27 protein-coding genes, 1 pseudogene and 1 other annotated feature are annotated in these 22,935 nt (G+C 54.0%); of the genes and pseudogenes, 10 read left to right on the forward strand and 18 right to left on the reverse strand.

From position 1 onward, the window contains the following. Positions 1-5: 5 nt before the first annotated feature. Complete coding sequence (locus ECL_RS11790; protein WP_013096993.1) at positions 6-776, forward strand: 3-hydroxybutyrate dehydrogenase; 771 nt, start codon at positions 6-8, stop codon at positions 774-776. A gap of 39 nt (positions 777-815) precedes the next feature. Here the strand turns inward: ECL_RS11790 and selO are convergent, their stop codons facing one another. The 14 genes and pseudogenes from selO to thrS form a co-directional block, all read right to left on the reverse strand. Continuing rightward, positions 816-2,258 (reverse strand): protein adenylyltransferase SelO, encoded by a 1,443-nt coding sequence (selO, locus tag ECL_RS11795; RefSeq protein WP_013096994.1) that lies wholly within the window; start codon positions 2,256-2,258, stop codon positions 816-818. Between the two features lie 64 nt (positions 2,259-2,322). Then, a complete protein-coding gene (locus tag ECL_RS11800) occupies positions 2,323-3,033 on the reverse strand; it encodes an EAL domain-containing protein (protein WP_013096995.1) in 711 nt (236 codons plus the stop codon). 293 nt (positions 3,034-3,326) lie between these two features. Beyond that, on the reverse strand, positions 3,327-3,791 hold the full coding sequence (locus tag ECL_RS11805) for a C40 family peptidase (protein ID WP_023620702.1): 465 nt from the start codon (positions 3,789-3,791) through the stop codon (positions 3,327-3,329). Between the two features lie 74 nt (positions 3,792-3,865). After that, the gene (btuD, locus tag ECL_RS11810; RefSeq protein ID WP_013096997.1) at positions 3,866-4,621 is read right to left on the reverse strand and encodes a vitamin B12 ABC transporter ATP-binding protein BtuD; all 756 of its coding nucleotides are present in this window, start codon (positions 4,619-4,621) and stop codon (positions 3,866-3,868) included. After that, the gene (locus ECL_RS11815) at positions 4,621-5,172 is read right to left on the reverse strand and encodes a glutathione peroxidase (protein WP_013096998.1); all 552 of its coding nucleotides are present in this window, start codon (positions 5,170-5,172) and stop codon (positions 4,621-4,623) included. Before ECL_RS11815 ends, btuD begins: the two co-directional genes overlap by 1 nt. Positions 5,173-5,194: 22 nt before the next feature. Further along, positions 5,195-6,176 (reverse strand): annotated as a pseudogene (gene btuC / locus ECL_RS11820) (vitamin B12 ABC transporter permease BtuC). Positions 6,177-6,279: 103 nt separating this feature from the next. Further along, positions 6,280-6,579 (reverse strand): integration host factor subunit alpha, encoded by a 300-nt coding sequence (gene ihfA, locus ECL_RS11825; protein WP_013097001.1) that lies wholly within the window; start codon positions 6,577-6,579, stop codon positions 6,280-6,282. A 4-nt stretch (positions 6,580-6,583) separates the two neighbouring features. Beyond that, positions 6,584-8,971: a phenylalanine--tRNA ligase subunit beta gene (gene pheT, locus ECL_RS11830; protein WP_013097002.1), complete on the reverse strand. Its 2,388-nt coding sequence runs from the start codon at positions 8,969-8,971 to the stop codon at positions 6,584-6,586. A gap of 15 nt (positions 8,972-8,986) precedes the next feature. Then, positions 8,987-9,970: a phenylalanine--tRNA ligase subunit alpha gene (pheS, locus tag ECL_RS11835; protein WP_013097003.1), complete on the reverse strand. Its 984-nt coding sequence runs from the start codon at positions 9,968-9,970 to the stop codon at positions 8,987-8,989. Positions 9,971-10,032: 62 nt separating this feature from the next. Then, positions 10,033-10,157, reverse strand: a sequence feature (Phe leader region). Next, a complete protein-coding gene (gene pheM, locus ECL_RS11840; protein ID WP_001386830.1) occupies positions 10,108-10,152 on the reverse strand; it encodes a pheST operon leader peptide PheM in 45 nt (14 codons plus the stop codon). (Overlaps the previous feature by 45 nt.) A gap of 178 nt (positions 10,158-10,335) precedes the next feature. Then, the gene (rplT, locus tag ECL_RS11845; protein WP_000124850.1) at positions 10,336-10,692 is read right to left on the reverse strand and encodes a 50S ribosomal protein L20; all 357 of its coding nucleotides are present in this window, start codon (positions 10,690-10,692) and stop codon (positions 10,336-10,338) included. Positions 10,693-10,742: 50 nt separating this feature from the next. Further along, positions 10,743-10,940, reverse strand: coding sequence for a 50S ribosomal protein L35 (gene rpmI / locus ECL_RS11850; RefSeq protein WP_001124225.1), 198 nt, complete (start codon positions 10,938-10,940; stop codon positions 10,743-10,745). Positions 10,941-11,037: 97 nt separating this feature from the next. Beyond that, positions 11,038-11,580: a translation initiation factor IF-3 gene (infC, locus tag ECL_RS11855; protein WP_023616141.1), complete on the reverse strand. Its 543-nt coding sequence runs from the start codon at positions 11,578-11,580 to the stop codon at positions 11,038-11,040. A gap of 3 nt (positions 11,581-11,583) precedes the next feature. Then, positions 11,584-13,512: a threonine--tRNA ligase gene (gene thrS / locus ECL_RS11860; protein ID WP_013097005.1), complete on the reverse strand. Its 1,929-nt coding sequence runs from the start codon at positions 13,510-13,512 to the stop codon at positions 11,584-11,586. 306 nt (positions 13,513-13,818) lie between these two features. Between thrS and yncL the strand changes: the two genes are divergently transcribed. Both yncL and yniD read left to right on the forward strand, forming a co-directional pair. Then, complete coding sequence (yncL, locus tag ECL_RS11865) at positions 13,819-13,911, forward strand: stress response membrane protein YncL (RefSeq protein WP_023620707.1); 93 nt, start codon at positions 13,819-13,821, stop codon at positions 13,909-13,911. An 85-nt stretch (positions 13,912-13,996) separates the two neighbouring features. Then, entirely contained in the window at positions 13,997-14,104 is a 108-nt protein-coding gene (yniD, locus tag ECL_RS11870; RefSeq protein WP_008500658.1) for a small membrane protein YniD, read from the forward strand. A gap of 107 nt (positions 14,105-14,211) precedes the next feature. Here yniD and ECL_RS11875 read toward each other — a convergent pair whose 3' ends face one another. Then, the gene (locus ECL_RS11875) at positions 14,212-14,421 is read right to left on the reverse strand and encodes a hypothetical protein (protein WP_013097006.1); all 210 of its coding nucleotides are present in this window, start codon (positions 14,419-14,421) and stop codon (positions 14,212-14,214) included. Between the two features lie 261 nt (positions 14,422-14,682). After that, positions 14,683-15,441 carry a DUF481 domain-containing protein gene (locus ECL_RS11880; protein WP_013097007.1) on the reverse strand — a complete coding sequence of 253 codons (759 nt, stop codon included), beginning with the start codon at positions 15,439-15,441 and terminating at the stop codon, positions 14,683-14,685. Between the two features lie 295 nt (positions 15,442-15,736). Here ECL_RS11880 and pfkB point away from each other — a divergent pair, with 295 nt between their 5' ends. The 3 genes from pfkB to ECL_RS11895 all read left to right on the forward strand — a co-directional run bounded on the left by pfkB (position 15,737) and on the right by ECL_RS11895 (position 18,029). Beyond that, positions 15,737-16,669 (forward strand): 6-phosphofructokinase II, encoded by a 933-nt coding sequence (pfkB, locus tag ECL_RS11885; RefSeq protein ID WP_013097008.1) that lies wholly within the window; start codon positions 15,737-15,739, stop codon positions 16,667-16,669. A gap of 103 nt (positions 16,670-16,772) precedes the next feature. Further along, complete coding sequence (ghoS, locus tag ECL_RS11890; RefSeq protein ID WP_013097009.1) at positions 16,773-17,063, forward strand: type V toxin-antitoxin system endoribonuclease antitoxin GhoS; 291 nt, start codon at positions 16,773-16,775, stop codon at positions 17,061-17,063. Positions 17,064-17,168: 105 nt separating this feature from the next. Further along, positions 17,169-18,029 carry a fructosamine kinase family protein gene (locus ECL_RS11895; protein ID WP_013097010.1) on the forward strand — a complete coding sequence of 287 codons (861 nt, stop codon included), beginning with the start codon at positions 17,169-17,171 and terminating at the stop codon, positions 18,027-18,029. Positions 18,030-18,062: 33 nt separating this feature from the next. Here ECL_RS11895 and ECL_RS11900 read toward each other — a convergent pair whose 3' ends face one another. Beyond that, a complete protein-coding gene (locus ECL_RS11900; protein WP_013097011.1) occupies positions 18,063-18,599 on the reverse strand; it encodes a YniB family protein in 537 nt (178 codons plus the stop codon). Positions 18,600-18,747: 148 nt separating this feature from the next. On the opposite strand from ECL_RS11900, the gene hxpB reads away from it, so the two are divergent. From hxpB to tcyP, 4 genes are all read left to right on the forward strand, one after another. Then, entirely contained in the window at positions 18,748-19,419 is a 672-nt protein-coding gene (gene hxpB, locus ECL_RS11905) for a hexitol phosphatase HxpB (RefSeq protein WP_013097012.1), read from the forward strand. A 129-nt stretch (positions 19,420-19,548) separates the two neighbouring features. Next, positions 19,549-20,310, forward strand: a complete 762-nt coding sequence (gene kduD, locus ECL_RS11910) for a 2-dehydro-3-deoxy-D-gluconate 5-dehydrogenase KduD (protein WP_013097013.1) — start codon at positions 19,549-19,551, stop codon at positions 20,308-20,310. A 93-nt stretch (positions 20,311-20,403) separates the two neighbouring features. Beyond that, a complete protein-coding gene (locus ECL_RS11915) occupies positions 20,404-20,994 on the forward strand; it encodes a metal-dependent hydrolase (protein WP_013097014.1) in 591 nt (196 codons plus the stop codon). Positions 20,995-21,121: 127 nt separating this feature from the next. After that, complete coding sequence (gene tcyP / locus ECL_RS11920; RefSeq protein ID WP_013097015.1) at positions 21,122-22,513, forward strand: cystine/sulfocysteine:cation symporter; 1,392 nt, start codon at positions 21,122-21,124, stop codon at positions 22,511-22,513. A 52-nt stretch (positions 22,514-22,565) separates the two neighbouring features. Here tcyP and cedA read toward each other — a convergent pair whose 3' ends face one another. Continuing rightward, positions 22,566-22,814: a cell division activator CedA gene (gene cedA, locus ECL_RS11925; protein WP_071829998.1), complete on the reverse strand. Its 249-nt coding sequence runs from the start codon at positions 22,812-22,814 to the stop codon at positions 22,566-22,568. Between the last annotated feature and the right edge of the window lie 121 nt (positions 22,815-22,935).

Here is a 22,935-nt window from a genome sequence, read left to right on the forward strand (position 1 = left end):
ATAAAATGAATCTGAACGGTAAAACGGCGCTGGTGACCGGCTCGACCAGCGGTATTGGTCTGGGCATCGCCCGCGTACTGGCAAAGGCCGGAGCGCAGCTGATCCTCAACGGTTTTGGCGACAGTGACGCAGCAAGAGAAGAGATCGCCCGGCTGGGGAAAAAACCGGGCTATCACGATGCAGATCTGCGTGACGCCCTGCAAATCGATGCGATGATGCGCTACGCCGACACGCAGTTCGGCGGGGTGGATATTCTTATCAATAATGCCGGCATACAGCATGTCGCCCCGGTTGAGGCGTTCCCGGTGGAGAAATGGAACGACATTATTGCCATTAACCTGTCGTCGGTGTTTCACACCAGCCGACTGGCGCTGCCTGCAATGCGCGAGAAAAACTGGGGACGCATCATTAATATCGCCTCCGTGCATGGGCTGGTGGCGTCAAAAGAGAAGTCAGCCTATGTCGCCGCCAAGCATGGGGTGGTCGGTTTTACAAAATCCCTGGCGCTGGAGACTGCCCGCACCGGTATTACTGCTAACGCCATCTGCCCGGGATGGGTACTTACGCCGCTGGTTCAGCAGCAGATCGACAAACGTATCGCAGAAGGTGTGCCTGCGGATCGGGCGCGCGAGCAGTTGCTTGCGGAGAAACAGCCATCAGGAGAGTTTGTTACGCCAGAACAGCTGGGTGAACTGGCGCTGTTTTTATGTAGCGACAGCGCCGTGCACGTGCGGGGCGCGGCATGGAATATGGACGGCGGGTGGGTCGCCCAGTGACGTATCGGCCAGGCAAGCCTGTGCTTCCCGGCCATAACATTAGCTTGAGCAGCTGACCTCCAGCCGCTTGCCCCAGTCAGGCGGGCGGCTGACATAATCGTCGTCCCGGTCGGCAAACGGCGTGCGCAACGCTACGTGCAGCCGGTGTAATTCCGCATATTCACCTTGCTCCGCCTGCTCAATCGCCCGCTGCGCCAGCCAGTTGCGCAAGACCATCGCCGGGTTCGCCGCGTTCATCTGCGCCTGCCGGGTCGCGTCATCCACCTGCTCTTGTTGCAGGCGCGCGCGGTAAGTGGCAAACCAGTCGTCAAACGCCTGTCGGTCGATAAACTCATCGCGCAGCGGTGAGGCAGCGCTATGCTGCTCTGTCTGGCCGAGCATACGGAAGGTACGGGTATAGTCGCTGCCCTCACGCGCCATGAGCGCAAACAAGCCATTCAGAATAGTGTTATCGCCCTTCTCCTGCGTCATCAGCCCCAGCTTGTTGCGCATCAGCGTGCCGTATTCGCGCAGCAATGTCTCCTGATAGCCGTCGAGCGCATCATTCAGGGCATCAACGTCGATAAACGGCGACAGGGATTGCGCCAGACGCTGCAGATTCCACAGCCCCACCGCCGGCTGATTGTCAAAGCTGTAGCGCCCCTGATAGTCCGAGTGGTTGCAGATATACCCCGGCTGATAGTCATCGAGAAAACCAAACGGACCGTAATCAAAGGTCAGCCCCAGAATTGACATGTTGTCGGTGTTCATCACGCCATGAGCAAAGCCTACGGACTGCCAGCGGGCAATCATGATTGCCGTGCGGGCAACCACATCCCGGAACCAGAGGTGGTATTTGTCGGCCTCGTCCTGTAACTGCGGCCAGTGCCGTCGGATGGCGTAATCGGCAAGCTGGCGTACGTTTTCCGGCTCGCGGCGATAATAAAAGTGTTCAAAATGGCCGAAACGCAGATGGCTTTGCGCAATGCGCATCAGCATCGCGCCTTTTTCTACCGTTTCGCGGACCACCGGGGTGTCACTGGTCACTATCGTCAGCGCGCGCGTGGTGGGAATACCCAGCGCATGCATCGCTTCCGACGCCAGACTTTCACGGATGGTTGAGCGCAGTACCGCGCGCCCGTCGCCCATGCGTGAATAGGGTGTGAGACCCGCCCCTTTCAGGTGCCAGTCGACCGTCTCTCCGCCGGGGAGCTGTTGTTCGCCGAGCAGGATCCCACGGCCGTCCCCCAGCTGTCCCGCCCAGACGCCAAACTGGTGTCCGCTATAGACCTGAGCGAGGGGCTGCATGCCATCGAGCAGCGTTTCCCCTCCCCAGACGCCCGCGCCGTCTGAAGGCTGGAACATTTCCGGTGGGATAGCCAGGTCGTTCGCCAGCGAATCGTTATGCCAGACAAGACGGGAATGATGTAATGGTGTTGGTTTGAGTGCGGTATAAAAACCCGGCAACTCGTCATGCCAGTGCGCAGTAAAAGACAGGGTCATAAGTCCTCCTGCTTTTAGTGTAGAGGGTTTACCCGGACTTAAACACGGGCGAAAGAAAGGGTTATCACTGAACCAGCGTGGTGACGCGCTCTGCAGTTACGGCAGGCCACAGCGCCCCCTGCATGGCACCAAAATTGAAGGATAAAACGCGCTGCAACAGGGCATGATCGTCAATACCGGCGACGAGCACAGACTGACAATGTGACGTTATTTGCCACAGAATAGCGCGCATAAAGGGCTCAAAAGAAAGCGCTGCCGCGTGCTGCTGGATAAACCCTTTGTCCAGAATGACACGTTTAAACAAACCATCATAAACGGCTTTAAGCGAGGCTTCACCGGCACCAAAGTTTGCCAGCACTAGCGGAAAATGAATCGCCATTCTCGCCAGTTCAGGATCGTCTTTTCCGTTATTTAAACCTGGATAATTCTCATTAACAGTAAACTCAAGAAACGGATAACGCTCAAGTATTGAAACAGCGTTCCCATTACTTAATAAAAACTCAACTATTACAGGTGTAATATTGATCCATGCAATTAACTGATGCTGAATAAAAAACAGTTTGCAGGTATCAAGCAATTGCAGTTTTTCTTGAAACAGCGCTAACTCTTCTGCCGGCGTCAGACGTGGGATAACGAGTTCAGTGGGGATCCGTACAACGCTGCCGACGCCAGTAAAGTTAACCGTCACCTCTAATCCTTTAAGCTCACCGGCATTATTGCGGGCAGGCTGGAGCAACAGCTCAGACTGGTAGGCATTATCTAACGTAATAATCATTGCACTCGCCCCGCATTAAAGATGAGAGAGGACATCCTGGAGCAATTGCTGACACAATTCCACTGTCTTGATTTTAATAAGTTTAATTTCATTAGATCCGTATTAATTTTCAGATTTATCCCTGAATCTAAAATAATCTTATCCTGGTTGCTGCGTAATAGCCAGTTTTAGATAAAACAGACACATAAGGACATAAGTAATTTGTTGTAAATTTAACTTTAATCATCTTATTTGCAAAAAAACGGCATGGTTTAATTGTGCCATGCCGTCAGAAATGCGTGGTCGGTGGCGGACTAAATACGTCGTGCCTGCCAGAAATTTTTACGCCAGTAAACATTATCGAGGGAAGAACGCATCACCCCACGACTGGTCGAGGCATGAATAAACTGGTTATCCGTATCATAAATGCCAACATGCAGACCACTTTCACCCGAGCCGGTTTTGAAAAAAACCAGGTCGCCGGGTAACAACTCATCTTTATCAATTTCGGTACCGATTTCAGCCTGTTTGCGCGTTTCGCGTGGAAGCTGCAAATCAAACTTATCCCGGAACGTCATCAGCACGAAGCCGGAGCAATCCACCCCACCGCGACTCATGCCACCGTAGCGATACGGTGTCCCGCGCCAGTTGCTCAGCTGATCGTTCAGGCTGGCAATCACGGTGATTGAATCTGAAAGTCGTGGGTTAGGCGGCGGTGCGCGATGGCTACTGCATCCCGCAAGAAATAACGCTGCCACCATGAGAAACCAGAATCGCATGTCCAGACGAATCCTCTGCTTTTTTTATTCTTTTCGTAATTTAGCGTGCAATGGCGCTAACAGGCAAGAAACGGTTACTCGTGTGCGGTAGAAATCAGCATCTTATGCCCTTCGATATCCAGCCTGCGGAACGGCATATGGTAAGCACGAGCGAGATTTGGCGGCGTAAGGACGCTATCACGCGTGCCGCTGGCAATCATCTTCCCGCGCGCCAGAAGCCAGACGCTGTGCGCATGGCGCAGCGTATGGTTCAGGTCATGGCTGCTCATCACCACGGCAATGCCTTGTCGACACAGCGCGCTGAGGAGCGTGTCCAGCGCCGCCTGTTGCGCCACGTCCAGACCACTCATCGGCTCGTCCAGCAACAACAGTCGCCCGTGAGGGTTGCCCGCCGGATGGATCTGAAGGATCACCGCCGCCAGACGGACGCGCTGCCACTCGCCACCGGAAAGCTGGCTGGCATGCCGGGAAAGTTTGTCCTCTAACCCCAACGCCGCCGCCACTTCGGTGAGCAGCGCGGTCTGCTGTTTATCGTGCAGATGCAGCATCAGATAGTGCCAGACCGGCATCGCAAACGGCGGGACCTGCTGCTGAACAAGGTAGCTCCGCCGGTGCGCCAGCGCGACCGCCGACCAGTCACTCAGGGGGCTATCGAGCAAGGTGATCGAGCCTGGCCCGACTGTCAGCCCCGCCATGCGCGCCAGCAGCGTACTCTTCCCTGCCCCGTTCGGCCCCACCAGATGCAGGATTTCACCTGCACGGATGGCCGCCGTCACCGGCTCCAGACGCCCCGTCTCGGCAACGTCCGTGAGCTGCATCAGCTGCGTCATTATTTCGCCAGCGCCAGCTTGATTGACTCCATGACGATAGGATCTTCAGGCGTCATATCCGGAGAAAAACGCTGAACGACCTGGCCGTCACGACCAATCAGGAATTTTTCGAAATTCCACAGGATGTCGTCCGGATAGAGCGGTGCTCGCCCTTTGCTGGCCATACGCTCGTAAAAGCCACTGCCTTCCGGTGCCACGGCGGTCGGCGCGGCGGCCACCAGTTTGGCGTACAGCGGGTGACGATTTTCGCCATTCACATCAATTTTGCTGAACATCGGGAACGTCACGCCATAGGTGGTGCTGCAAAACGTTTTGATCTCCTCTTCGCTGCCCGGCTCCTGACCCAGGAACTGATTGCACGGGAAGCCCAGCACGATAAAGCCGTCTTTCTCCCAGGCTTTCTGAATGTTCTCCAGCTGCTCGTACTGCGGCGTCAGACCACATTTGGAGGCCACGTTCACAATGAGCAACACGTTGCCTTTGTAGCGTTCCAGGGTGGTTTTGTCCCCGTCGATGGTGGTCACTTCGGTATTCAGAATATCAGACTGCATAGCATTTCCTCAGGTTATCGATTTAACGTCCAGCTTTTAATAGTAGCCAGATAAACACCGGCGCGCCCAGCGTGGCGGTGACCACACCGATGGGCAACTCAGCGGCGTTCAGGGCGAGCCTGGCGATGATATCCGCCACCAGCAGCGTTGCCGCACCGGCCACTGCCGAGGCGGGAAGTAAGATTCGATGGTCGGTGGTGCCACACAGACGCAGCATGTGCGGGATAACCAGCCCGATAAAGCCAATCGCCCCCGCCAGCGCCACGCTCACTCCCACCAGCCAGCCGATTGCAATCACCAGCGCGTTGCGCCAGACGCCAATCGGCATCCCGAGCTGGCGGGCTGAGGTTTCACCAAGAGCGAGAATATTCAGCGGCTGCGACTGCATGCCCGCCCACAGTATGACCGGGACCAGCAGCACCATCAGCCAGCCCTGCCGCCAGTCTACGCCGCCAAACCCGCCCATCATCCAGTACATCAGCTGACGCAGATCGAACGAGGTGGAGAAGTAGACCGCCCAGGTCATCAACGCGCTGCAGATGATCCCCAACGCAACCCCGGCAAGCAGCAGCCGACTGGTTGATAAATGGCGTCGTGCGAAGCGCAGAAGAATGAGGGTGATCAGCAATGCCCCGAGAATGGCGCTTAGGCTAACGCCCCAGGGGGGAAAGCGCCCCACCGCCGAGCATCACCGCGGCAATCAGCCCTACACCGGCGCCATTTGAGACACCGAGCAGCCCCGGCTCTGCCAGAGGGTTTTCAAACAACGCCTGCATAATGGTGCCTGAGAGCGCCAGCGCGGCACCGACCAGGATCACCGCCAGCGTGCGCGGCAGACGAATTTGCCAGACGAAAAGCTGCCCTTCAGGACCAAACCAGCGTGCCGGGCTTAGCCACTGGTCGCCGGCACACAGGCTGAAACCGGCGGCAACAAAAAGCAGCAGCACCAGCAAAAGCAGGCGGCGTCGATCGGAACGCTGTTGGCGATGGGCAAAATCAAGCATGTGTACGGTTTTATTAGCGTGAGATGTAATTGATTTTACGGCGGGTTTGCCAGCGAGAGCAAAGAAAAAAGGCCGCGAGAGCGGCCTTTTTAGTTAGTTCATATTACTCTGTTTTGGGCGTTGCGTTTTCGACACGGCTTTTTAACTTCTGTCCGGGTCTGAAGGTCACCACGCGGCGGGCTGTAATGGGAATATCTTCCCCCGTCTTCGGGTTACGGCCCGGACGTTGGTTTTTGTCTCGCAAATCAAAATTGCCAAAGCCGGAGAGTTTTACCTGCTCACCATTTTCCAGAGCACGACGGATCTCTTCGAAAAACAGCTCTACCAGCTCTTTGGCATCCCGTTTGCTAAGCCCAAGCTTATCAAACAGATATTCTGACATTTCAGCTTTTGTAAGCGCCATAGGTTCAATCCCTCAATGATGCCTGGAATCGCTCTTTTAATGCCTCTACACATTTGGCGACGGTAGCGGCAATCTCCTCTTCTTCGAGTGTACGGCTGGTATCCTGAAGGATAAGGCTGATAGCGAGGCTCTTGAAACCTTCTGCTACGCCCTTGCCGCGGTACACGTCAAATAAGTTTACGCCAACTACCTGATTTACGCCAACTTTCTTACACTCGGCCAAAATATCTGCTGCAGGCACGTTTTCAGCGACCACAACCGCGATATCACGGCGGTTTGCCGGGAAGCGAGAGACGTCCTGCGCCTGTGGAATCACGCGGTCTGCAACCGGACTCCATTCCAGCTCAAACACGATGGTACGGCCGTTCAGGTCCAGTTTACGTTCCAGCTCAGGATGAACAACGCCAATAAAACCAATGCGTTTGCCCGCTAAATAGATAGCCGCACTTTGACCCGGATGGAGCGCCGGAATGGCTTCTGCACGGAATTTAATTTCAGATAATTTACCGGTCAGATCGAGAATTGCTTCCAGATCGCCCTTCATATCGTAGAAATCAACCGTGCCTTTTGCCAGGTCCCAGTGCTCTTCATAGCGATTACCGCTGATGGCGCCAGCCAGCATGAGATCCTGACGGATGCCTAAATTTGCCTGATTATCCGGCACAAAGCGCAAACCGCTTTCGAAAATTCGCACACGGTTTTGCTGACGATTCTGGTTGTAGACAATCGTGCCCAGCAGGCCGGTCCACAGAGACAGGCGCATTGCCGACATCTCGCTGGAGATCGGGCTTGGCAGGATCAGCGCTTCCTGGCCTGGATGGATCAGCTGCTGCAGCTTAGGATCGACAAAACTGTAGGTGATCACTTCCTGATAACCTTTGTCGTTCAGCATGGTTTTCACACGCTTCAGGGAGAGATCGGCTTCACGGTGGGAGCCCATCACCAGACCGGCCTGTACCGGCTCGTCAGGGATGTTGTTGTAGCCGTAGACGCGGGCCACTTCTTCCACCAGATCTTCTTCAATCTCCATGTCGAAACGCCATGATGGCGCAACGGCTTTCCACTCGTCCTGTCCTTCCGTCACGTCGCAACCCAGACGCTTCAGAATATCGGTGACCTGTGCATCGGCAACGTGGTGGCCAATCAGGCGATCCAATTTGCTGCGACGCAGGGTAATGGTCGCGCGCTTCGGCAGGGTGTTTTCGTTGGTCACATCAATAACCGGGCCCGCTTCGCCGCCGCAGATGTCGATCAGCAGACGGGTCGCACGTTCCATCGCTTTGTACTGCAGCGCCGGGTCAACGCCGCGCTCGTAGCGGTGAGAGGCATCGGTGTGCAGACCATGACGACGTGCGCGACCGGTAATAGAGAGCGGGCTGAAGAAGGCACATTCCAGCAGAACGTTTTGCGTTTCATCGTTCACGCCAGAGTGTTCGCCACCGAAGATGCCGCCCATCGCCAGCGCCTTACCGTGATCGGCAATCACCAGCGTGTCGGCATTCAGTTTTGCTTCGCTGCCGTCCAGCAGAACCAGGTTTTCACCCTCTTTCGCCATACGCACGATAATCCCGCCGTCGATACGATCTTTATCGAACGCGTGCATTGGCTGGCCCAGTTCCAGCAGAACATAGTTGGTCACGTCAACAACCGCATCGATAGAACGGATACCGCAGCGACGCAGTTTTTCTTTCATCCACAGCGGGGTTGGCGCTTTGACGTTGATACCTTTCACTACACGACCGAGGTAGCGTGGGCAGGCCTCAGGCGCGTCTACCTGAATAGGCAGCACGTCGCTGATGGTAGCAGCAACCGGGGCGATTTCCGGCGCGTTCAGTTCGGTCTGGTTCAGCACCGCAACATCGCGAGCCACGCCGATAATCCCTAAGCAGTCTGCACGGTTTGGCGTCACGCTGATTTCGATGGTGTTGTCATCGAGCTTCAGGTATTCGCGGATATCGGTGCCGATTGGCGCATCCAGCGGCAGTTCAATAATGCCGTTGTGATCGTCGGAAATACCCAGCTCGGAGAACGAGCACAGCATGCCTTCAGACGGCTCGCCGCGCAGTTTGGCCGCTTTAATTTTGAAATCGCCCGGCAGCACAGCGCCGACAGTCGCCACGGCCACTTTCAGGCCCTGACGGCAGTTTGGCGCGCCGCAGACGATATCCAGCAGACGATCGCCACCCACATTAACTTTGGTGACGCGCAATTTGTCAGCGTTAGGATGCTGACCACATTCAACCACTTCGCCCACAACCACGCCGGTGAAGGCGCCAGAAACCGGCTCTACACCGTCAACTTCCAGACCCGCCATGGTGATCTGGTTGGAAAGCGCTTCGCTGTCCAGCGTGGTGTTCACCCATTCGCGTAACCACAGTTCACTGAATTTCATTGTTCTGTCCTGCCCTTATTTAAACTGTTTGAGGAAACGCAGATCGTTTTCGAAGAATGCACGCAAATCGGTCACGCCATAACGCAGCATGGTCAGACGCTCCATGCCCATCCCAAACGCAAAGCCGGAGTAAACTTCCGGGTCGATACCCACGTTGCGCAGTACGTTCGGATGCACCATGCCGCAGCCCAGCACTTCCAGCCATTTGCCATTTTTGCCCATCACGTCCACTTCCGCAGACGGTTCGGTGAACGGGAAATAGGACGGACGGAAACGAACCTGCAGATCTTCCTCAAAGAAGTTGTTCAGGAAGTCGTGCAGCGTGCCTTTCAGGTTGGTGAAGCTGATGTTTTTATCAACGATCAGCCCTTCCATCTGGTGGAACATTGGGGTGTGGGTCTGATCGTAATCGTTACGGTAGACGCGGCCCGGTGCAATGATACGGATCGGGGGTTCCTGCTCCTTCATGGTACGGATCTGTACGCCGGAGGTCTGAGTACGCAGCAGACGGGTGGCGTCGAACCAGAAAGTGTCGTGGTCAGCACGTGCCGGATGATGGCCTGGAATGTTCAGAGCGTCGAAGTTATGGTAATCATCTTCGATTTCCGGGCCAGTCGCCACGGTAAAGCCGAGCTCACCGAAGAAACTTTCAATACGATCGATGGTACGAGTCACCGGATGCAGGCCACCGTTTTCGATGCGGCGCCCAGGCAGAGAAACATCGATCGTCTCTGCCGCCAGACGCGCATTCAGCACGGCACTTTCCAGCGCCGCTTTACGCGCGTTCAGAGCCTGTTGCACCTGCTCTTTGGCTTCGTTTATCACCGCACCGGCTGCCGGGCGCTCTTCCGGCGGCAACTCACGCAGGGTAGTCATTTGAAGGGTCAGATGCCCTTTCTTACCCAGATATTCGACGCGGACATTGTCTAACGCGGCAACATCTGAGGCCTGATTAATGGCGGCTGTTGCACTGGCAACCAGCTCTGCGAGATGTGACATGATTTTCCTCATTATGTCGGTACAGACACCGATTTGGTGGACGTATTCTCTCAAATTCAGGCACAAAAAAAGCCTCCATCGGGAGGCTTATCTGGCGCTGTTTTTCGTTTCATCTTTCACGCGCTAGCCTCCTGAAGTCAGGTGCTAAAGTAAAAGAAGAAGCGGAAAATAGCAGCATTCATGCTTGCGTTACCTTGTGTGGTAAAAACCGTTAAGACCTTATTGAAAAGCCTGCACGGATAAAAGTCAATCTTCTGATAAGGTTATACCCTAAATAATTCGGAACGAACGCAGCCAACGGAGGTACAGCTTGAAGTATGACGGGTATATGAAAAGAGGGAGCCAGGCCCCCTCTCTCAACTGGCTTATGCCAGTGCTGCTTTCGCTTTTTCGACCAGCGCGGTGAACGCGACTTTGTCGAATACTGCGATGTCAGCCAGGATCTTACGGTCGATTTCAACAGAGGCTTTTTTCAGGCCGTTGATGAATTTGCTGTAAGAAATACCGTTCTGACGTGCTGCTGCGTTGATACGCGCAATCCACAGTTGACGGAACTGACGCTTACGCTGACGACGGTCACGGTAAGCGTACTGACCTGCTTTGATAACAGCCTGGAAGGCAACGCGGTATACGCGTGAACGCGCACCGTAGTAGCCTTTAGCTTGTTTCAAAATTTTCTTGTGACGTGCACGTGCAATTACACCACGTTTTACGCGAGCCATGTGTGCTCTCCTGTATCTATTCTAAGTTAAAAAAGTTAAACGTTAACGACTTATGCGTACGGCAGGCACGCGATAACCAGGCCCAGATCGCCTTTAGAAACCATGGCTTTTGGACGCAGGTGACGTTTACGCTTGGTAGCTTTCTTAGTCAGAATGTGACGCAGGTTAGCGTGCTTGTGCTTAAAACCACCTTTACCGGTTTTTTTGAAGCGCTTAGCAGCACCGCGTACGGTCTTAATTTTTGGCATTTTAATAACTTCCACTTCGCATTGTTAAATAAACGAAACATAGGCGAGCAAAACCTATGAGGCCCGAAGGCTCCACAGATTTTGCTGCTTGAAGGCCTTACTGTTTCTTCTTAGGAGCGAGCACCATGATCATCTGGCGGCCTTCGATCTTCGTAGGGAAGGATTCGACTACTGCCAGTTCACTCAGATCGTCACGGACGCGGTTAAGCACTTCCATACCAATCTGTTGGTGGGCCATTTCACGACCGCGGAAACGCAGTGTGATCTTGGCCTTATCGCCATCTTCCAGAAAGCGAATCAGGCTGCGGAGTTTTACCTGATAATCGCCATCGTCGGTACCAGGACGGAATTTAATTTCCTTAACCTGGATAACTTTTTGCTTCTTCTTCTGTTCCTTAGAAGACTTACTTTTTTCATAAAGGAACTTGCCGTAGTCCATGATACGACAAACTGGCGGTTCGGCGTTAGGGCTGATTTCAACTAAATCTACTCCAGCTTCTTCAGCTTTTTCGATTGCTTCTCTCAGACTCACAATCCCCAGCTGCTCGCCTTCCAGACCTGTTAAGCGAACTTCCTGGGCGCGAATCTCGCCATTGATACGATTCGGACGTGCCGTTTGAACTCGTTTTCCGCCTTTAATACCTTATTCCTCCAGTTGTTGAAGACTGCGGCTGCGAATCTCTTGTTGCAGCTTCTCAATCACTTCACTTACGTCCAGGCTGCCCAGGTCTTTACCACGGCGGGTGCGAACGGCAACTTTGCCTGCTTCCACCTCTTTATCACCACAGACCAACATATACGGGACACGACGTAAAGTGTGCTCGCGGATTTTAAAGCCAATCTTCTCATTTCTCAAGTCTGCTTTTACGCGAATGCCCGCATTTTGTAGTTTCTGCGTCAATTCTTTAACGTAATCCGCCTGAGAATCGGTAATGTTCATGACCACTACCTGCACCGGCGCAAGCCAGGTTGGGAAGAAGCCCGCGAACTCTTCGGTCAGGATGCCAATGAAGCGCTCCAGAGAACCAAGAATAGCACGGTGAATCATTACAGGGACCTGACGCTCGTTGTCTTCGCCAACATAAGAGGCGCTTAAACGCTGAGGCAGGGAGAAGTCCAGCTGTACTGTGCCGCACTGCCAAGCTCTGTCGAGACAGTCATACAGGGTAAATTCAATTTTCGGACCGTAGAAGGCGCCCTCACCCAGCTGGTATTCAAACGGAATTCCGTTCTCTTCCAGCGCCACGGCGAGATCCGCTTCTGCACGATCCCAGGTCTCATCGCTACCGATACGTTTTTCCGGACGCGTTGAGAGTTTGACCACGATCTTCTCGAAGCCAAAGGTACTGTACATATCGTAGACCATACGAATACAGGCGTTAACTTCATCACGTACCTGATCTTCAGTACAGAAGATATGCGCATCATCCTGCGTAAAGCCACGAACACGCATCAGACCGTGCAGCGCACCTGATGGCTCGTTACGGTGGCAGCTACCGAATTCTGCCATACGCAGGGGCAGATCGCGGTAAGATTTCAGACCCTGGTTAAAGATCTGAACGTGGCCCGGGCAGTTCATTGGCTTGATGCAGTATTCACGGTTCTCAGAAGAGGTGGTGAACATCGCATCTTTGTAGTTGTCCCAGTGGCCGGTTTTTTCCCACAGCACACGGTCCATCATGAACGGACCTTTCACTTCCTGATACTGGTACTCTTTCAGCTTGGAACGCACGAAGGTTTCCAGTTCACGGAAAATAGTCCAGCCGTCGTTATGCCAGAAGACCATACCCGGTGCTTCTTCCTGCATATGGTACAGGTCAAGCTGTTTACCGATTTTACGGTGGTCACGCTTCGCCGCCTCTTCCAGGCGCTGCAGGTAGGCGTTCAGGGCTTTTTTATCTGCCCACGCGGTACCATAAATACGCTGCAACATCTTGTTGTTGCTATCGCCACGCCAGTAGGCGCCAGCAATTTTCATCAGTTTGAAGTGATGGCAGAAGCGCATGTTCGGCACGTGCGGCCCGCGGCACATGTCGATGTATTCCTGGTGATGATACAAGCCAGGCTTGTCATCATGAGCAATGTTCTCATCAAGAATAGAGACTTTATAGCTCTCGCCACGCTTCACGAAGGTTTCACGCGCTTCGTGCCAGCTGACTTTCTTCTTAATGACGTCATAGTTGGTTTCGGCGAGCTCGTGCATACGTTTCTCGAGCGCGTCGATATCTTCCTGGGTCAGGGTGTGGTCAAGGTCAACGTCGTAGTAGAAGCCGTTGTCGATAACCGGGCCGATCGCCATTTTGGTGTTTGGCCACAGCTGTTTGATGGCATGACCTAACAGGTGCGCACAGGAGTGACGAATGATCTCCAGACCTTCTTCATCTTTTGCGGTGATGATAGACAGTTGCGCGTCGTTTTCGATCAGATCGGATGCATCAACCAGCTCACCGTTCACACGGCCCGCGATGGTCGCTTTCGCGAGTCCAGGACCGATGTCCAGGGCAACATCCATTGGGCTAACGGCGTGGTCGAAATGGCGTTGGCTGCCATCAGGAAGAGTAATTACAGGCATTTTATATCCTTATTTGCAGTGATGCCCCACACATAAGAGCATATACAAAGAAAATAATCATAGTTTAACAAGAGATTACGACACCATCTGACCAACAATCGTCAAATTGGCTCGTCATCCTGCACCTGCCAAAATCAGAATAATGCCGGTTTACGGCAGGCTTTCTAATGGTAACACTAATGACAGGGCGTATGCACCCTCTGCGACCAGTTTGAACGTATGAGGGCACGATCGCCTGCCAGAGCTCGCAATACCCGATTGTTGAGCTATTCTTGAACAGGTCCTGACACAGCCATGAGGCATCACATGAATGTATCCAGTAGAACCGTAGTGATATTGAATATACTTTCTGCTGCCGGTTTAGCGTTGATCCTTGCCGAGAGATTTCATTGGTTCTAGCCCAACCGGTGATGTGGCATAACCTTCTGTCCCCGACAGCGCGTATTTTGATAGACTGAAGGCATCAACAGACAAGGATTAGGTTATGCCAACAAAACGATTTGCCGTCAAACACTGGAAAATGGTGCTGGTCTTAATTGCCATCTGCGGTGCAATGCTGCTATTGCGTTGGGCGGCGATGATTTGGGGCTAAGCGGGAATTTGACGCAACGGCGTACAGAATAAAACACGTTATCGATATTCCACCTGTTTTTCGTCAAGGCGAAATACAGGTGGAATAATGGCGTACACAATTACCTGTCAGGACCATTCACCTGCTACCAGTTTATGTACATCAAACGCGTCATTCATTGATTGACCGGTAGACGGCGCGCCCGGCGCGATGTTTGACCCGGCTTCAACGTCAGAAGCGCGAGTCATTCCAACCTGACTGGCATCATCTGCAGCGAATACACCAAACGAAAGTGCAGAAAGCACCATAGCTGCAGCAGTATTTTTGATTTTTTTCATACTATTATTCTCTTTCTGAAGACATGCAATACTTCTCAAGGCAAATAAATGCCTGTGTATTGAGTATAACGCTGGTTCATCCTTTTGCCTCGCCTGGTTATTATCAATTTGTGTCAAATAAACAGAATGCGGTCTGACCAGGATGAATTATGAAGAAATTAAGAAGATTTTTGAGGACCAATTATTTTAAAACGGCGTTTAATATAAAACAGCACAGTTTCTGAAAATAAAAAACGGGCCGAAATAATCGGCCCGTCTGCATTACATCTTATAGCCCAGTGAAACGGTGGTTCTGCGGTCGGTATGATCCGGCGCAGTCTCTGGAGGCGAAGAGTTCCAGGTCACGTTATAGGCCACTTTCAGGCCAAAGTGTTCGTTGATGTCCACATTCAGCGCTGTCTCAGAATTCAGCGTTGTGTCCTCGGCGCCAAACACAGAAACACCCTGGGTGAACTTCGTGTTGTCGGTCATCTGCCAGGCGTAGGTACCAGACGCATAGCCGAGCGGTTGCGTTTTGGTATCGCCGTCGGTGAACTCGTCATAACGGACACCCGGACCGAATTCGAAGCGGAAGCTATGAACCGGACCGTTCAGGAACTGACGACCATAACCTGCGGTGAACACATCGCGTTGACGATAGCCGTTGTAGCGGTCAGTCAGCCAGCTTGCCTGGCCAAACAGGTAGTCATAGTCAGTCATGTTGTAACGGCTACGTCCACCTACCGCGTATTTCTCGGAGGAGCGTTCATCGTTAGCGGAGGTGTTGCTGGCGTTTCCCCACAGAGACCAGGCGGTGGTGTTACCGTACCAGGTCAACGTGCTATCCGCCGTCAGAGAGGAGCTTTTCGTGTTACCGGATTGCGCCAGGTACCCGGCGTTCAAATTACCTTCAAAAGGTTTTTTCGCCGCGGTGGGATCGTCCATGACAGTAAAAACGGAATCATCAGCGGTTGCGCTCATAGCCGCAAACACGCCACCCGCCAGCATCAGTGCAGCGGGCACTGTCTTCAAAAGCTTCATTTTATTAAGGAGTCCGTACAACAAAAAAAGAGACCACACGGTCCCGGAAACTTTCTTGAGGATCAATGACAAGGCGTCCAGAGAAAGGTAACAAATTATAAAAAGCCGCAAATAACATAGCAATGTTTTCTTATTTCATTTTTTGAATAAGAACGATCCCAAAATGCGTTTTATTTTATATATCGCTTAGCCTTCGCTTTGTCATTATTCATATTGAAAATCATACTGTTATTTACATTGCCTTCCTGCCAAATGGTGCCAGACTAAAAGGAACCCACGCTAAAAGGAGGTAATGATGGTTTCTATCTACACTCTGACGCTCTCCCCTTCCCTCGATTCCGCCACCCTCACGCCGCAGATTTACCCGGAAGGTAAACTTCGCTGCAGTGCCCCGGTGTTTGAGCCCGGCGGCGGGGGGATCAACGTGGCACGCGCCATCACCCATCTCGGTGGGAAAGCCACGGCGATATTCCCCGCAGGCGGAGCCACCGGCGAACATCTTGTCTCTCTGCTGGCTGATGAACAGGTCGCCGTGGAGACGGTCGAGGCCAAAGACTGGACGCGTCAAAATCTGCACGTGCACGTGGAGTCCAGCGGAGAGCAATATCGCTTTGTGATGCCAGGCGCCAGACTGAGCGACGACGAGTTCCGTCAGCTTGAAGAGAAAGTGCTGACGATTGAAAGCGGTTCACTGCTGGTCATCAGCGGCAGTCTGCCACCCGGTGTCAGTACGGAAAAGCTGACGGCGCTCATTCGGGCCGCACAGCAGCGCGGCATCCGCTGTATTGTAGACAGCAGCGGCGAGGCGTTGCAGGCAGCGTTAGAGCCGGGCAATCTTGAGCTGGTCAAACCAAACCAGAAAGAGCTGAGCGCGCTGGTTAACCGCGAACTCACTCAGCCGGATGATGTGCGCAGCGCGGCCCAGGAGCTGGTGCGCACGGGTAAAGCGCGGCGCGTGGTGGTCTCTCTTGGCCCGCAGGGGGCGCTGGCCGTGGATGAAACGGGGTCAGTGCAGGTTGTCCCGCCGCCGATGAAAAGCCAGAGCACAGTAGGCGCAGGCGACAGCATGGTTGGGGCAATGACGCTAAAACTGGCGCAGGGCGCGAAGCTGCTGGAGATGACACGCTACGGCGTGGCGGCAGGTAGCGCGGCAACCATCAACCAGGGAACGCGGCTGTGTTCGCTGGCCGATACGCAAAAAATTGTCGATTACCTGTCCCGAAATTAACCCGCTTTCCCCTTCGCGCTGAAGGGGAAATGCAGTGCAAAGTCGCCAAACACACACTATCGACTATGCTAAGAAAACTTTCATGATAACAACGAGGTGAATTATGAGCAGTGGTGACATCACCCGCTACGTCGTTACCGTCAACATTCATGAAGCATCGCTGACCGAGCTGAATGAGCTTAACAACGCCTTTACCCGGGCCAATTTCCTGCTCACGCTGACGGATGAAGAAGGCAATATTCATGATTTAGGCACGCTGGCATTCGGCCTGATAAGCGCCCTCAGCGAAGAGGAGGTTCGCGCGCTGGCGGAAAGCCTGGCTGAGAGCGTGACAGATAAACCTGCCGAAATTGATGTGGATACCTGGGAAACCTGGCAGAAAAAAGAACAATAAGTGCCCTGCATGAAGGTAAACCGCTCAGGTGTGCGTTAGTTCGTATTTTTTTACCGCAGTTATGCGCTAACTTTATGATCTGGCAGACAACATGGGAGAGAGATCATGTGGCAGGCTATCAGTCATCTTTTACGTGAACAACTGGGCGAAGGTGAAATTGAACTGCGTAACGAACTGCCAGGCGGAGAGATCCACGCAGCATGGCACATACGCTACTCAGGGCGCGATCTCTTCGTAAAATGCGACGAGAGAGAGTTGCTCCCGATTTTCACCGCCGAAGCCGATCAGCTGGAACTGTTGTCGCGCAGCAAAACGGTCACCGTCCCGGAGGTGCTGGCCGTGGGCAGCGACCGCGACTACAGCTTTCTGGTGATGGAATACCTCCCTGCCCGTCCGCTGGATGCCCACAATGCGTTTATTCTGGGACAGCAGATAGCGCGCCTGCATCAATGGAGCGACCAGCCGCAGTTTGGTCTCGACTTTGATAACGATCTCTCCACCACACCACAACCGAATGCCTGGCAACGCCGCTGGTCGACCTTTTTTGCCGAGCAGCGTATCGGCTGGCAGCTTGAACTCGCCGCCGAGAAAGGCCTCGAATTTGGCAACATTGATGCTATCGTCGAGCATATACAGCAGCGCCTGGCCTCTCATCAGCCTCAGCCTTCTTTGCTGCACGGCGATTTGTGGTCCGATAACTGCGCGCTGGGCCCCAATGGGCCGTATATATACGATCCGGCCTGCTACTGGGGCGACAGAGAGTGCGACCTCGCCATGCTGCCCCTGCACCCCGAGCAGCCGCCACAAATTTATGACGGCTATCAGTCAATCTCCCCCTTACCGCAGGGCTTCCTCGACCGTCAGCCGGTGTATCAGCTTTATACCCTGATGAACCGCGCAATCCTGTTCGGGGGTGAGCATCTGGTGAACGCACAGCGGGCGCTTGAGCGCGTACTGGCCGCGTGAAGGCAGGACGGGTGGCCTCAGGCCACCCTGTGATTATAAAAAGCCGAGCAGTGAGAAAAAGAAGTAGCCCGCCACAATAATGATCACCGGCAGGACATAGAGCGGAAAGATTTGCAGGAAGATAGAGTGACGCGGCACCACGATGCGGGACTCGATCTGCTCACGCGTCATCCCTTCCGGGCCTTTGGCCTGTTCCAGAATCATCTGGTCTTCCACCCCTTCACGTAAAAAACGGGTCTGACGGCTCATGCGTGCGCCTGACGCCTGTAACGCCATGGCGATAAAAATCAGCGCATAAATCACCCAAAACCCGATATTCAGCTGCTGGTGAAAGTCCGGCGTGGGCGAGTTGAACCAGAAGATATTCAAAAATGGCGTGTTAAAACGCATCATCTCAATCATGACATGCGCAAAATCAAGCATGACCGCATTGATACCCGGCTGTTTTTCGCTGTGATCGTACATAAACTTGAGCACAGAAATCAGCGTAGAAATAACGGCAGGAATAAAAATCACCCAGCCAGCAACCCGTTTTAAGACAGCTATGCGTCCAGCTTGTTGATACGTCATCAGTTCCTCTTCATAAAGACGCGTTATTTGTGGCTAAGTCTACCTCCTGACCGTCATTTTCGCCCGATCTTTAAAGGCAATATGCTAAATTGCAGATTGTACTTAGCACGTATCGTCTGTCGTACACCCTTAATAAGGAGACGTTGTGATGTCGACACCGCGCCAAATTCTTGCCGCTATTTTTGACATGGATGGATTACTGATCGATTCCGAACCGCTCTGGGATCGTGCTGAACTGGACGTCATGGCCAGCCTCGGCGTCGATATCAGCCGCCGCCATGAACTTCCGGATACGCTGGGCTTGCGTATCGATATGGTGGTTGACCTGTGGTATGCCCATCAGCCATGGGTGGGCCCGGATCGCGATGAGGTCACCGCCCGCATTATCAGCCGCGCCATTGCGCTGGTGGAAGAGTCCAGGCCGCTGCTGCCGGGCGTCCGTGAAGCTGTCGCCTTGTGCAAGGCGCAGGGGCTGAAGGTGGGACTGGCCTCCGCCTCCCCGCTGCACATGCTGGAAAAAGTGCTCACCATGTTCGAGCTGCGTGACAGTTTCGATGCGCTGGCCTCTGCGGAAAAGCTCCCCTACAGTAAGCCCCATCCCCAGGTGTATATGGACTGTGCCGCTAAGCTCGGTCTTGATCCGCTAACCTGCGTGGCGCTGGAAGATTCTGTTAACGGCATGGTGGCCTCAAAAGCTGCGCGGATGCGTTCCATTGTCGTTCCTGCTGAAGAGGGCCGACACGATCCCCGTTTTGCGCTTGCCGACGTGAAGCTAAACTCCCTGGCTGACCTGACGGTGCAACACCTGCGAGGCGAATAAACGCTCTGTTTCAGGCAGCCTCGTGCTGCCTGAAAATAAAATAAAACACCGTTCCATTTCGGTTGCATTTCTCACGCCCGACTCCTATTCTAAGTTTCAGAACGACAATCACCTGCTTCTGAGGCGCGAATGATACTGGATACCTTTACTCTTTCAGGAAAAGTGGCCATCGTCACCGGATGCGATACCGGTCTGGGGCAAGGCATGGCCATCGCGCTGGCACAGGCGGGCTGCGATATCGTGGGCGTCAACCGTAAAGCGCCTGAGCAAACAGCGGCCAGCGTGACGGGGCTCGGCAGACGGTTTACGGCCATTCGGGCCGACCTCGGCCAGCAGGCGAGTCTTCAGGGCGTTGTGGAGCATGCCGTCGCTGAGATGGGGCGCGTCGATATTCTGGTGAATAACGCCGGGACGATTCGCCGGGAAGATGCGCTGGCGTTCACGGAAAAGGACTGGGATGAGGTGATCGACCTCAATCTGAAATCCGTCTTCTTCCTCTCACAGGCCGTGGCAAAGCAGTTTATCGCCCAGGGTCAGGGTGGGAAAATCATCAACATCGCCTCAATGCTCTCCTTCCAGGGCGGCATCCGCGTGCCCTCTTATACCGCCTCAAAAAGTGGCGTGCTGGGGATCACCCGTCTGCTGGCGAACGAGTGGGCGGCGCATGGCATTAACGTCAACGCTATCGCACCGGGTTACATGGCGACCAATAATACGCAGCAGCTGCGTGATGACGAGCAGCGTAGCCAGGAAATCCTTGACCGCATTCCTGCCGGGCGTTGGGGCGTACCGGAAGATCTGCAGGGCCCGGTGGTGTTTTTGGCCTCCGCCGCCTCAGACTACGTGAACGGCCATACCCTGGCCGTCGACGGGGGCTGGCTGGCGCGTTGACCCGCTTTGTGACAAAGAGTTACACCGTCACCTCTTTCGCCTACTGTATAAAAACCCTATACTGTATGAATTGACAGTTTCCTGGGTTTTATCATGACGGCGGAAGGCCACCTGCTTTTTTCCATTGCGTGCGCAGTATTTGCCAAAAACGCTGAGCTTACCCCCGTGCTTGCACAGGGGGACTGGTGGCATATTGTTCCTTCTGCCGTGCTGACCTGCCTGTTGCCCGACATCGACCATCCTAAATCTTTTCTTGGGCAACGCCTGAAGTGGATCTCAAAACCTATCGCCCGTGCGTTTGGCCATCGCGGGTTTACGCACAGCCTGCTGGCCGTGTTTGCCCTGCTGACGCTGTTCTATTTAAAAGTACCTGAAAGCTGGATAGTGCCCGCCGATGCCATTCAGGGCATGGTGCTGGGCTATTTGAGTCATATTCTCGCCGATATGCTGACGCCTGCTGGCGTGCCGCTGCTGTGGCCCTGCCGCTGGCGTTTCCGCCTGCCTGTTCTCGTTCCTCAGAAAGGGAATCAGCTTGAGCGCGTGTTGTGCATGGCTCTGTTCGCCTATGCCGTCTGGATGCCGCAGACATTGCCCGAAAACAGTGCAGTGCGCTGGTCATCTCAGATGATCAATTCGCTGCAATTTCAGTTCAATCGCTTTATTCATCACCAGATTGAACAGTAAACCAGCAAAATTATCGCATTTGTCATAACCCATTCCATTTGGATATAAGCGCGACATCACACTTCTGCTAACCTTGCGCCAACAGGACCGGTAAAAACCGGCCACATAATAAATCAGGAGAACGGGGATGAATTTTCCACTCATCGCGAACATTGTCGTGTTCGTTATATTGCTATTGATTCTCGCCCAGGCGCGCCACAAACAGTGGAGCCTGGCGAAGAAAGTGCTGGTGGGTCTGGTCATGGGTGTCGTGTTTGGCCTGGCCTTACATGCCGTCTACGGCTCCGATAGCCCGATACTGAAAGACTCCATTCAGTGGTTCAATATTGTCGGTAACGGCTATGTCCAGTTGCTGCAGATGATCGTCATGCCGCTGGTATTTGCCTCTATTCTGAGCGCTGTTGCTCGCCTGCATAACGCTACGCAGTTGGGTAAAATCAGTTTCCTGACCATTGGTACGCTGCTGTTTACCACGCTGATTGCTGCGCTGGTGGGTGTGCTGGTGACCAACCTGTTCGGCCTGACCGCCGAGGGTCTGGTTCAGGGTACCGCTGAAACCGCGCGTCTGACCGCAATTCAGACCAACTACGTGGGTAAAGTCGCTGACCTGACGGTGCCGCAGATGGTGCTCTCCTTCATTCCGAAGAACCCGTTTGCTGACCTGACAGGCGCCAGCCCAACTTCCATCATCAGCGTGGTGATTTTTGCTGCCTTCCTGGGCGTGGCGGCACTGAAGCTGCTGAAAGACGATGCGCCGAAAGGCGAGCGCGTGCTGACCGCTATCGATACCCTGCAAAGCTGGGTGATGAAGCTGGTTCGTCTGGTGATGCAGCTGACCCCTTACGGTGTTCTGGCGCTGATGACCAAAGTGGTTGCTGGCTCTAACCTGCAGGACATCATTAAGCTGGGCAGCTTCGTTGTCGCCTCTTATCTGGGTCTGGGCATTATGTTTGTCGTACACGGCATCCTGCTGGGTGTGAACGGCGTAAGCCCGCTGAAATACTTCCGTAAAGTCTGGCCGGTGCTGACCTTTGCCTTCACCAGCCGTTCCAGCGCCGCATCTATTCCGCTGAACGTCGAAGCGCAGACTCGTCGCCTGGGTGTACCTGAGTCTATCGCCAGCTTCTCGGCCTCCTTTGGTGCCACGATTGGTCAGAACGGGTGTGCGGGTCTCTACCCGGCGATGCTGGCCGTGATGGTTGCGCCAACGGTTGGGATCAATCCGCTGGATCCGGTCTGGATTGCTACGCTGGTCGGTATTGTCACCATTAGCTCCGCAGGCGTTGCGGGCGTGGGCGGCGGTGCTACCTTCGCCGCGCTGATTGTTCTGCCTGCGCTGGGCCTGCCGGTGACGCTGGTGGCCCTGCTGATCTCCGTTGAACCGCTGATCGACATGGGGCGTACCGCCCTGAACGTGAGCGGCTCAATGACGGCCGGTACGCTGACCAGCCAGTGGCTGAAGCAGACCGACAAAGCCATCCTGGATAGTGAAGAGGACGCCGAGCTGGCGCACCGTTAATCATTGAAAATAAAAAGCCGCCGTCAGGCGGTTTTTTTATACGTGTTATTTTTCAAACTTCTTCATCCTGTCGAATTTGTACCGCCCACCGCTGGGCCGCTTCCGGCACGGTAAACACCGGAGAACGACGGAAATGCTCGCCAATCAGCACAAAGGCCACATATTTGCCACGTAACTGCCAGACATCGCGATAGCCATCCACCTTCAGCGCATGTTCAGGGGGAGCGGGTTCGACACGGGGCACGTAGCTAATAACCTGGCGATTTTGTTGACGAAGAGGTTTCATAAGCGACTGGTTCATTAAAGCACATTCTGAAAGCAGGAAATTTCTATGATAGCCGATCCTGCCCCCACGCGTCGCGCCTTGCGTGTGGTGGACCGCCTCTTTTACTAAGGCGGTGTCTGAAAAAGCTGAGTTCGCC

The sequence above is a fragment of the Enterobacter cloacae subsp. cloacae ATCC 13047 genome (genome assembly GCF_000025565.1).
Taxonomy (GTDB): Bacteria; Pseudomonadota; Gammaproteobacteria; order Enterobacterales; family Enterobacteriaceae; genus Enterobacter; species Enterobacter cloacae.

Excerpts from the sequence above, each read along its gene's own strand:
- ihfA (WP_013097001.1), bottom strand. The coding sequence starts at position 6,579 with ATGGCGCTTACAAAAGCTGAAATGTCAGAATATCTGTTTGATAAGCTT.
- btuD (WP_013096997.1), bottom strand. The coding sequence starts at position 4,621 with ATGACGCAGCTGATGCAGCTCACGGACGTTGCCGAGACGGGGCGTCTG.
- pfkB (WP_013097008.1), top strand. The coding sequence starts at position 15,737 with ATGGTTTCTATCTACACTCTGACGCTCTCCCCTTCCCTCGATTCCGCC.
- yniD (WP_008500658.1), top strand. The coding sequence starts at position 13,997 with ATGCCAACAAAACGATTTGCCGTCAAACACTGGAAAATGGTGCTGGTC.
- ECL_RS11800 (WP_013096995.1), bottom strand. The coding sequence starts at position 3,033 with ATGATTATTACGTTAGATAATGCCTACCAGTCTGAGCTGTTGCTCCAG.
- kduD (WP_013097013.1), top strand. The coding sequence starts at position 19,549 with ATGATACTGGATACCTTTACTCTTTCAGGAAAAGTGGCCATCGTCACC.
- ECL_RS11915 (WP_013097014.1), top strand. The coding sequence starts at position 20,404 with ATGACGGCGGAAGGCCACCTGCTTTTTTCCATTGCGTGCGCAGTATTT.
- ECL_RS11815 (WP_013096998.1), bottom strand. The coding sequence starts at position 5,172 with ATGCAGTCTGATATTCTGAATACCGAAGTGACCACCATCGACGGGGAC.
- pheS (WP_013097003.1), bottom strand. The coding sequence starts at position 9,970 with ATGTCACATCTCGCAGAGCTGGTTGCCAGTGCAACAGCCGCCATTAAT.
- ECL_RS11805 (WP_023620702.1), bottom strand. The coding sequence starts at position 3,791 with ATGCGATTCTGGTTTCTCATGGTGGCAGCGTTATTTCTTGCGGGATGC.
- ghoS (WP_013097009.1), top strand. The coding sequence starts at position 16,773 with ATGAGCAGTGGTGACATCACCCGCTACGTCGTTACCGTCAACATTCAT.
- thrS (WP_013097005.1), bottom strand. The coding sequence starts at position 13,512 with ATGCCTGTAATTACTCTTCCTGATGGCAGCCAACGCCATTTCGACCAC.
- ECL_RS11875 (WP_013097006.1), bottom strand. The coding sequence starts at position 14,421 with ATGAAAAAAATCAAAAATACTGCTGCAGCTATGGTGCTTTCTGCACTT.
- selO (WP_013096994.1), bottom strand. The coding sequence starts at position 2,258 with ATGACCCTGTCTTTTACTGCGCACTGGCATGACGAGTTGCCGGGTTTT.
- ECL_RS11790 (WP_013096993.1), top strand. The coding sequence starts at position 6 with ATGAATCTGAACGGTAAAACGGCGCTGGTGACCGGCTCGACCAGCGGT.
- ECL_RS11900 (WP_013097011.1), bottom strand. The coding sequence starts at position 18,599 with ATGACGTATCAACAAGCTGGACGCATAGCTGTCTTAAAACGGGTTGCT.
- hxpB (WP_013097012.1), top strand. The coding sequence starts at position 18,748 with ATGTCGACACCGCGCCAAATTCTTGCCGCTATTTTTGACATGGATGGA.
- cedA (WP_071829998.1), bottom strand. The coding sequence starts at position 22,814 with ATGAACCAGTCGCTTATGAAACCTCTTCGTCAACAAAATCGCCAGGTT.
- pheT (WP_013097002.1), bottom strand. The coding sequence starts at position 8,971 with ATGAAATTCAGTGAACTGTGGTTACGCGAATGGGTGAACACCACGCTG.
- ECL_RS11895 (WP_013097010.1), top strand. The coding sequence starts at position 17,169 with ATGTGGCAGGCTATCAGTCATCTTTTACGTGAACAACTGGGCGAAGGT.
- yncL (WP_023620707.1), top strand. The coding sequence starts at position 13,819 with ATGAATGTATCCAGTAGAACCGTAGTGATATTGAATATACTTTCTGCT.
- tcyP (WP_013097015.1), top strand. The coding sequence starts at position 21,122 with ATGAATTTTCCACTCATCGCGAACATTGTCGTGTTCGTTATATTGCTA.
- rplT (WP_000124850.1), bottom strand. The coding sequence starts at position 10,692 with ATGGCTCGCGTAAAACGTGGTGTAATTGCACGTGCACGTCACAAGAAA.
- rpmI (WP_001124225.1), bottom strand. The coding sequence starts at position 10,940 with ATGCCAAAAATTAAGACCGTACGCGGTGCTGCTAAGCGCTTCAAAAAA.
- ECL_RS11880 (WP_013097007.1), bottom strand. The coding sequence starts at position 15,441 with ATGAAGCTTTTGAAGACAGTGCCCGCTGCACTGATGCTGGCGGGTGGC.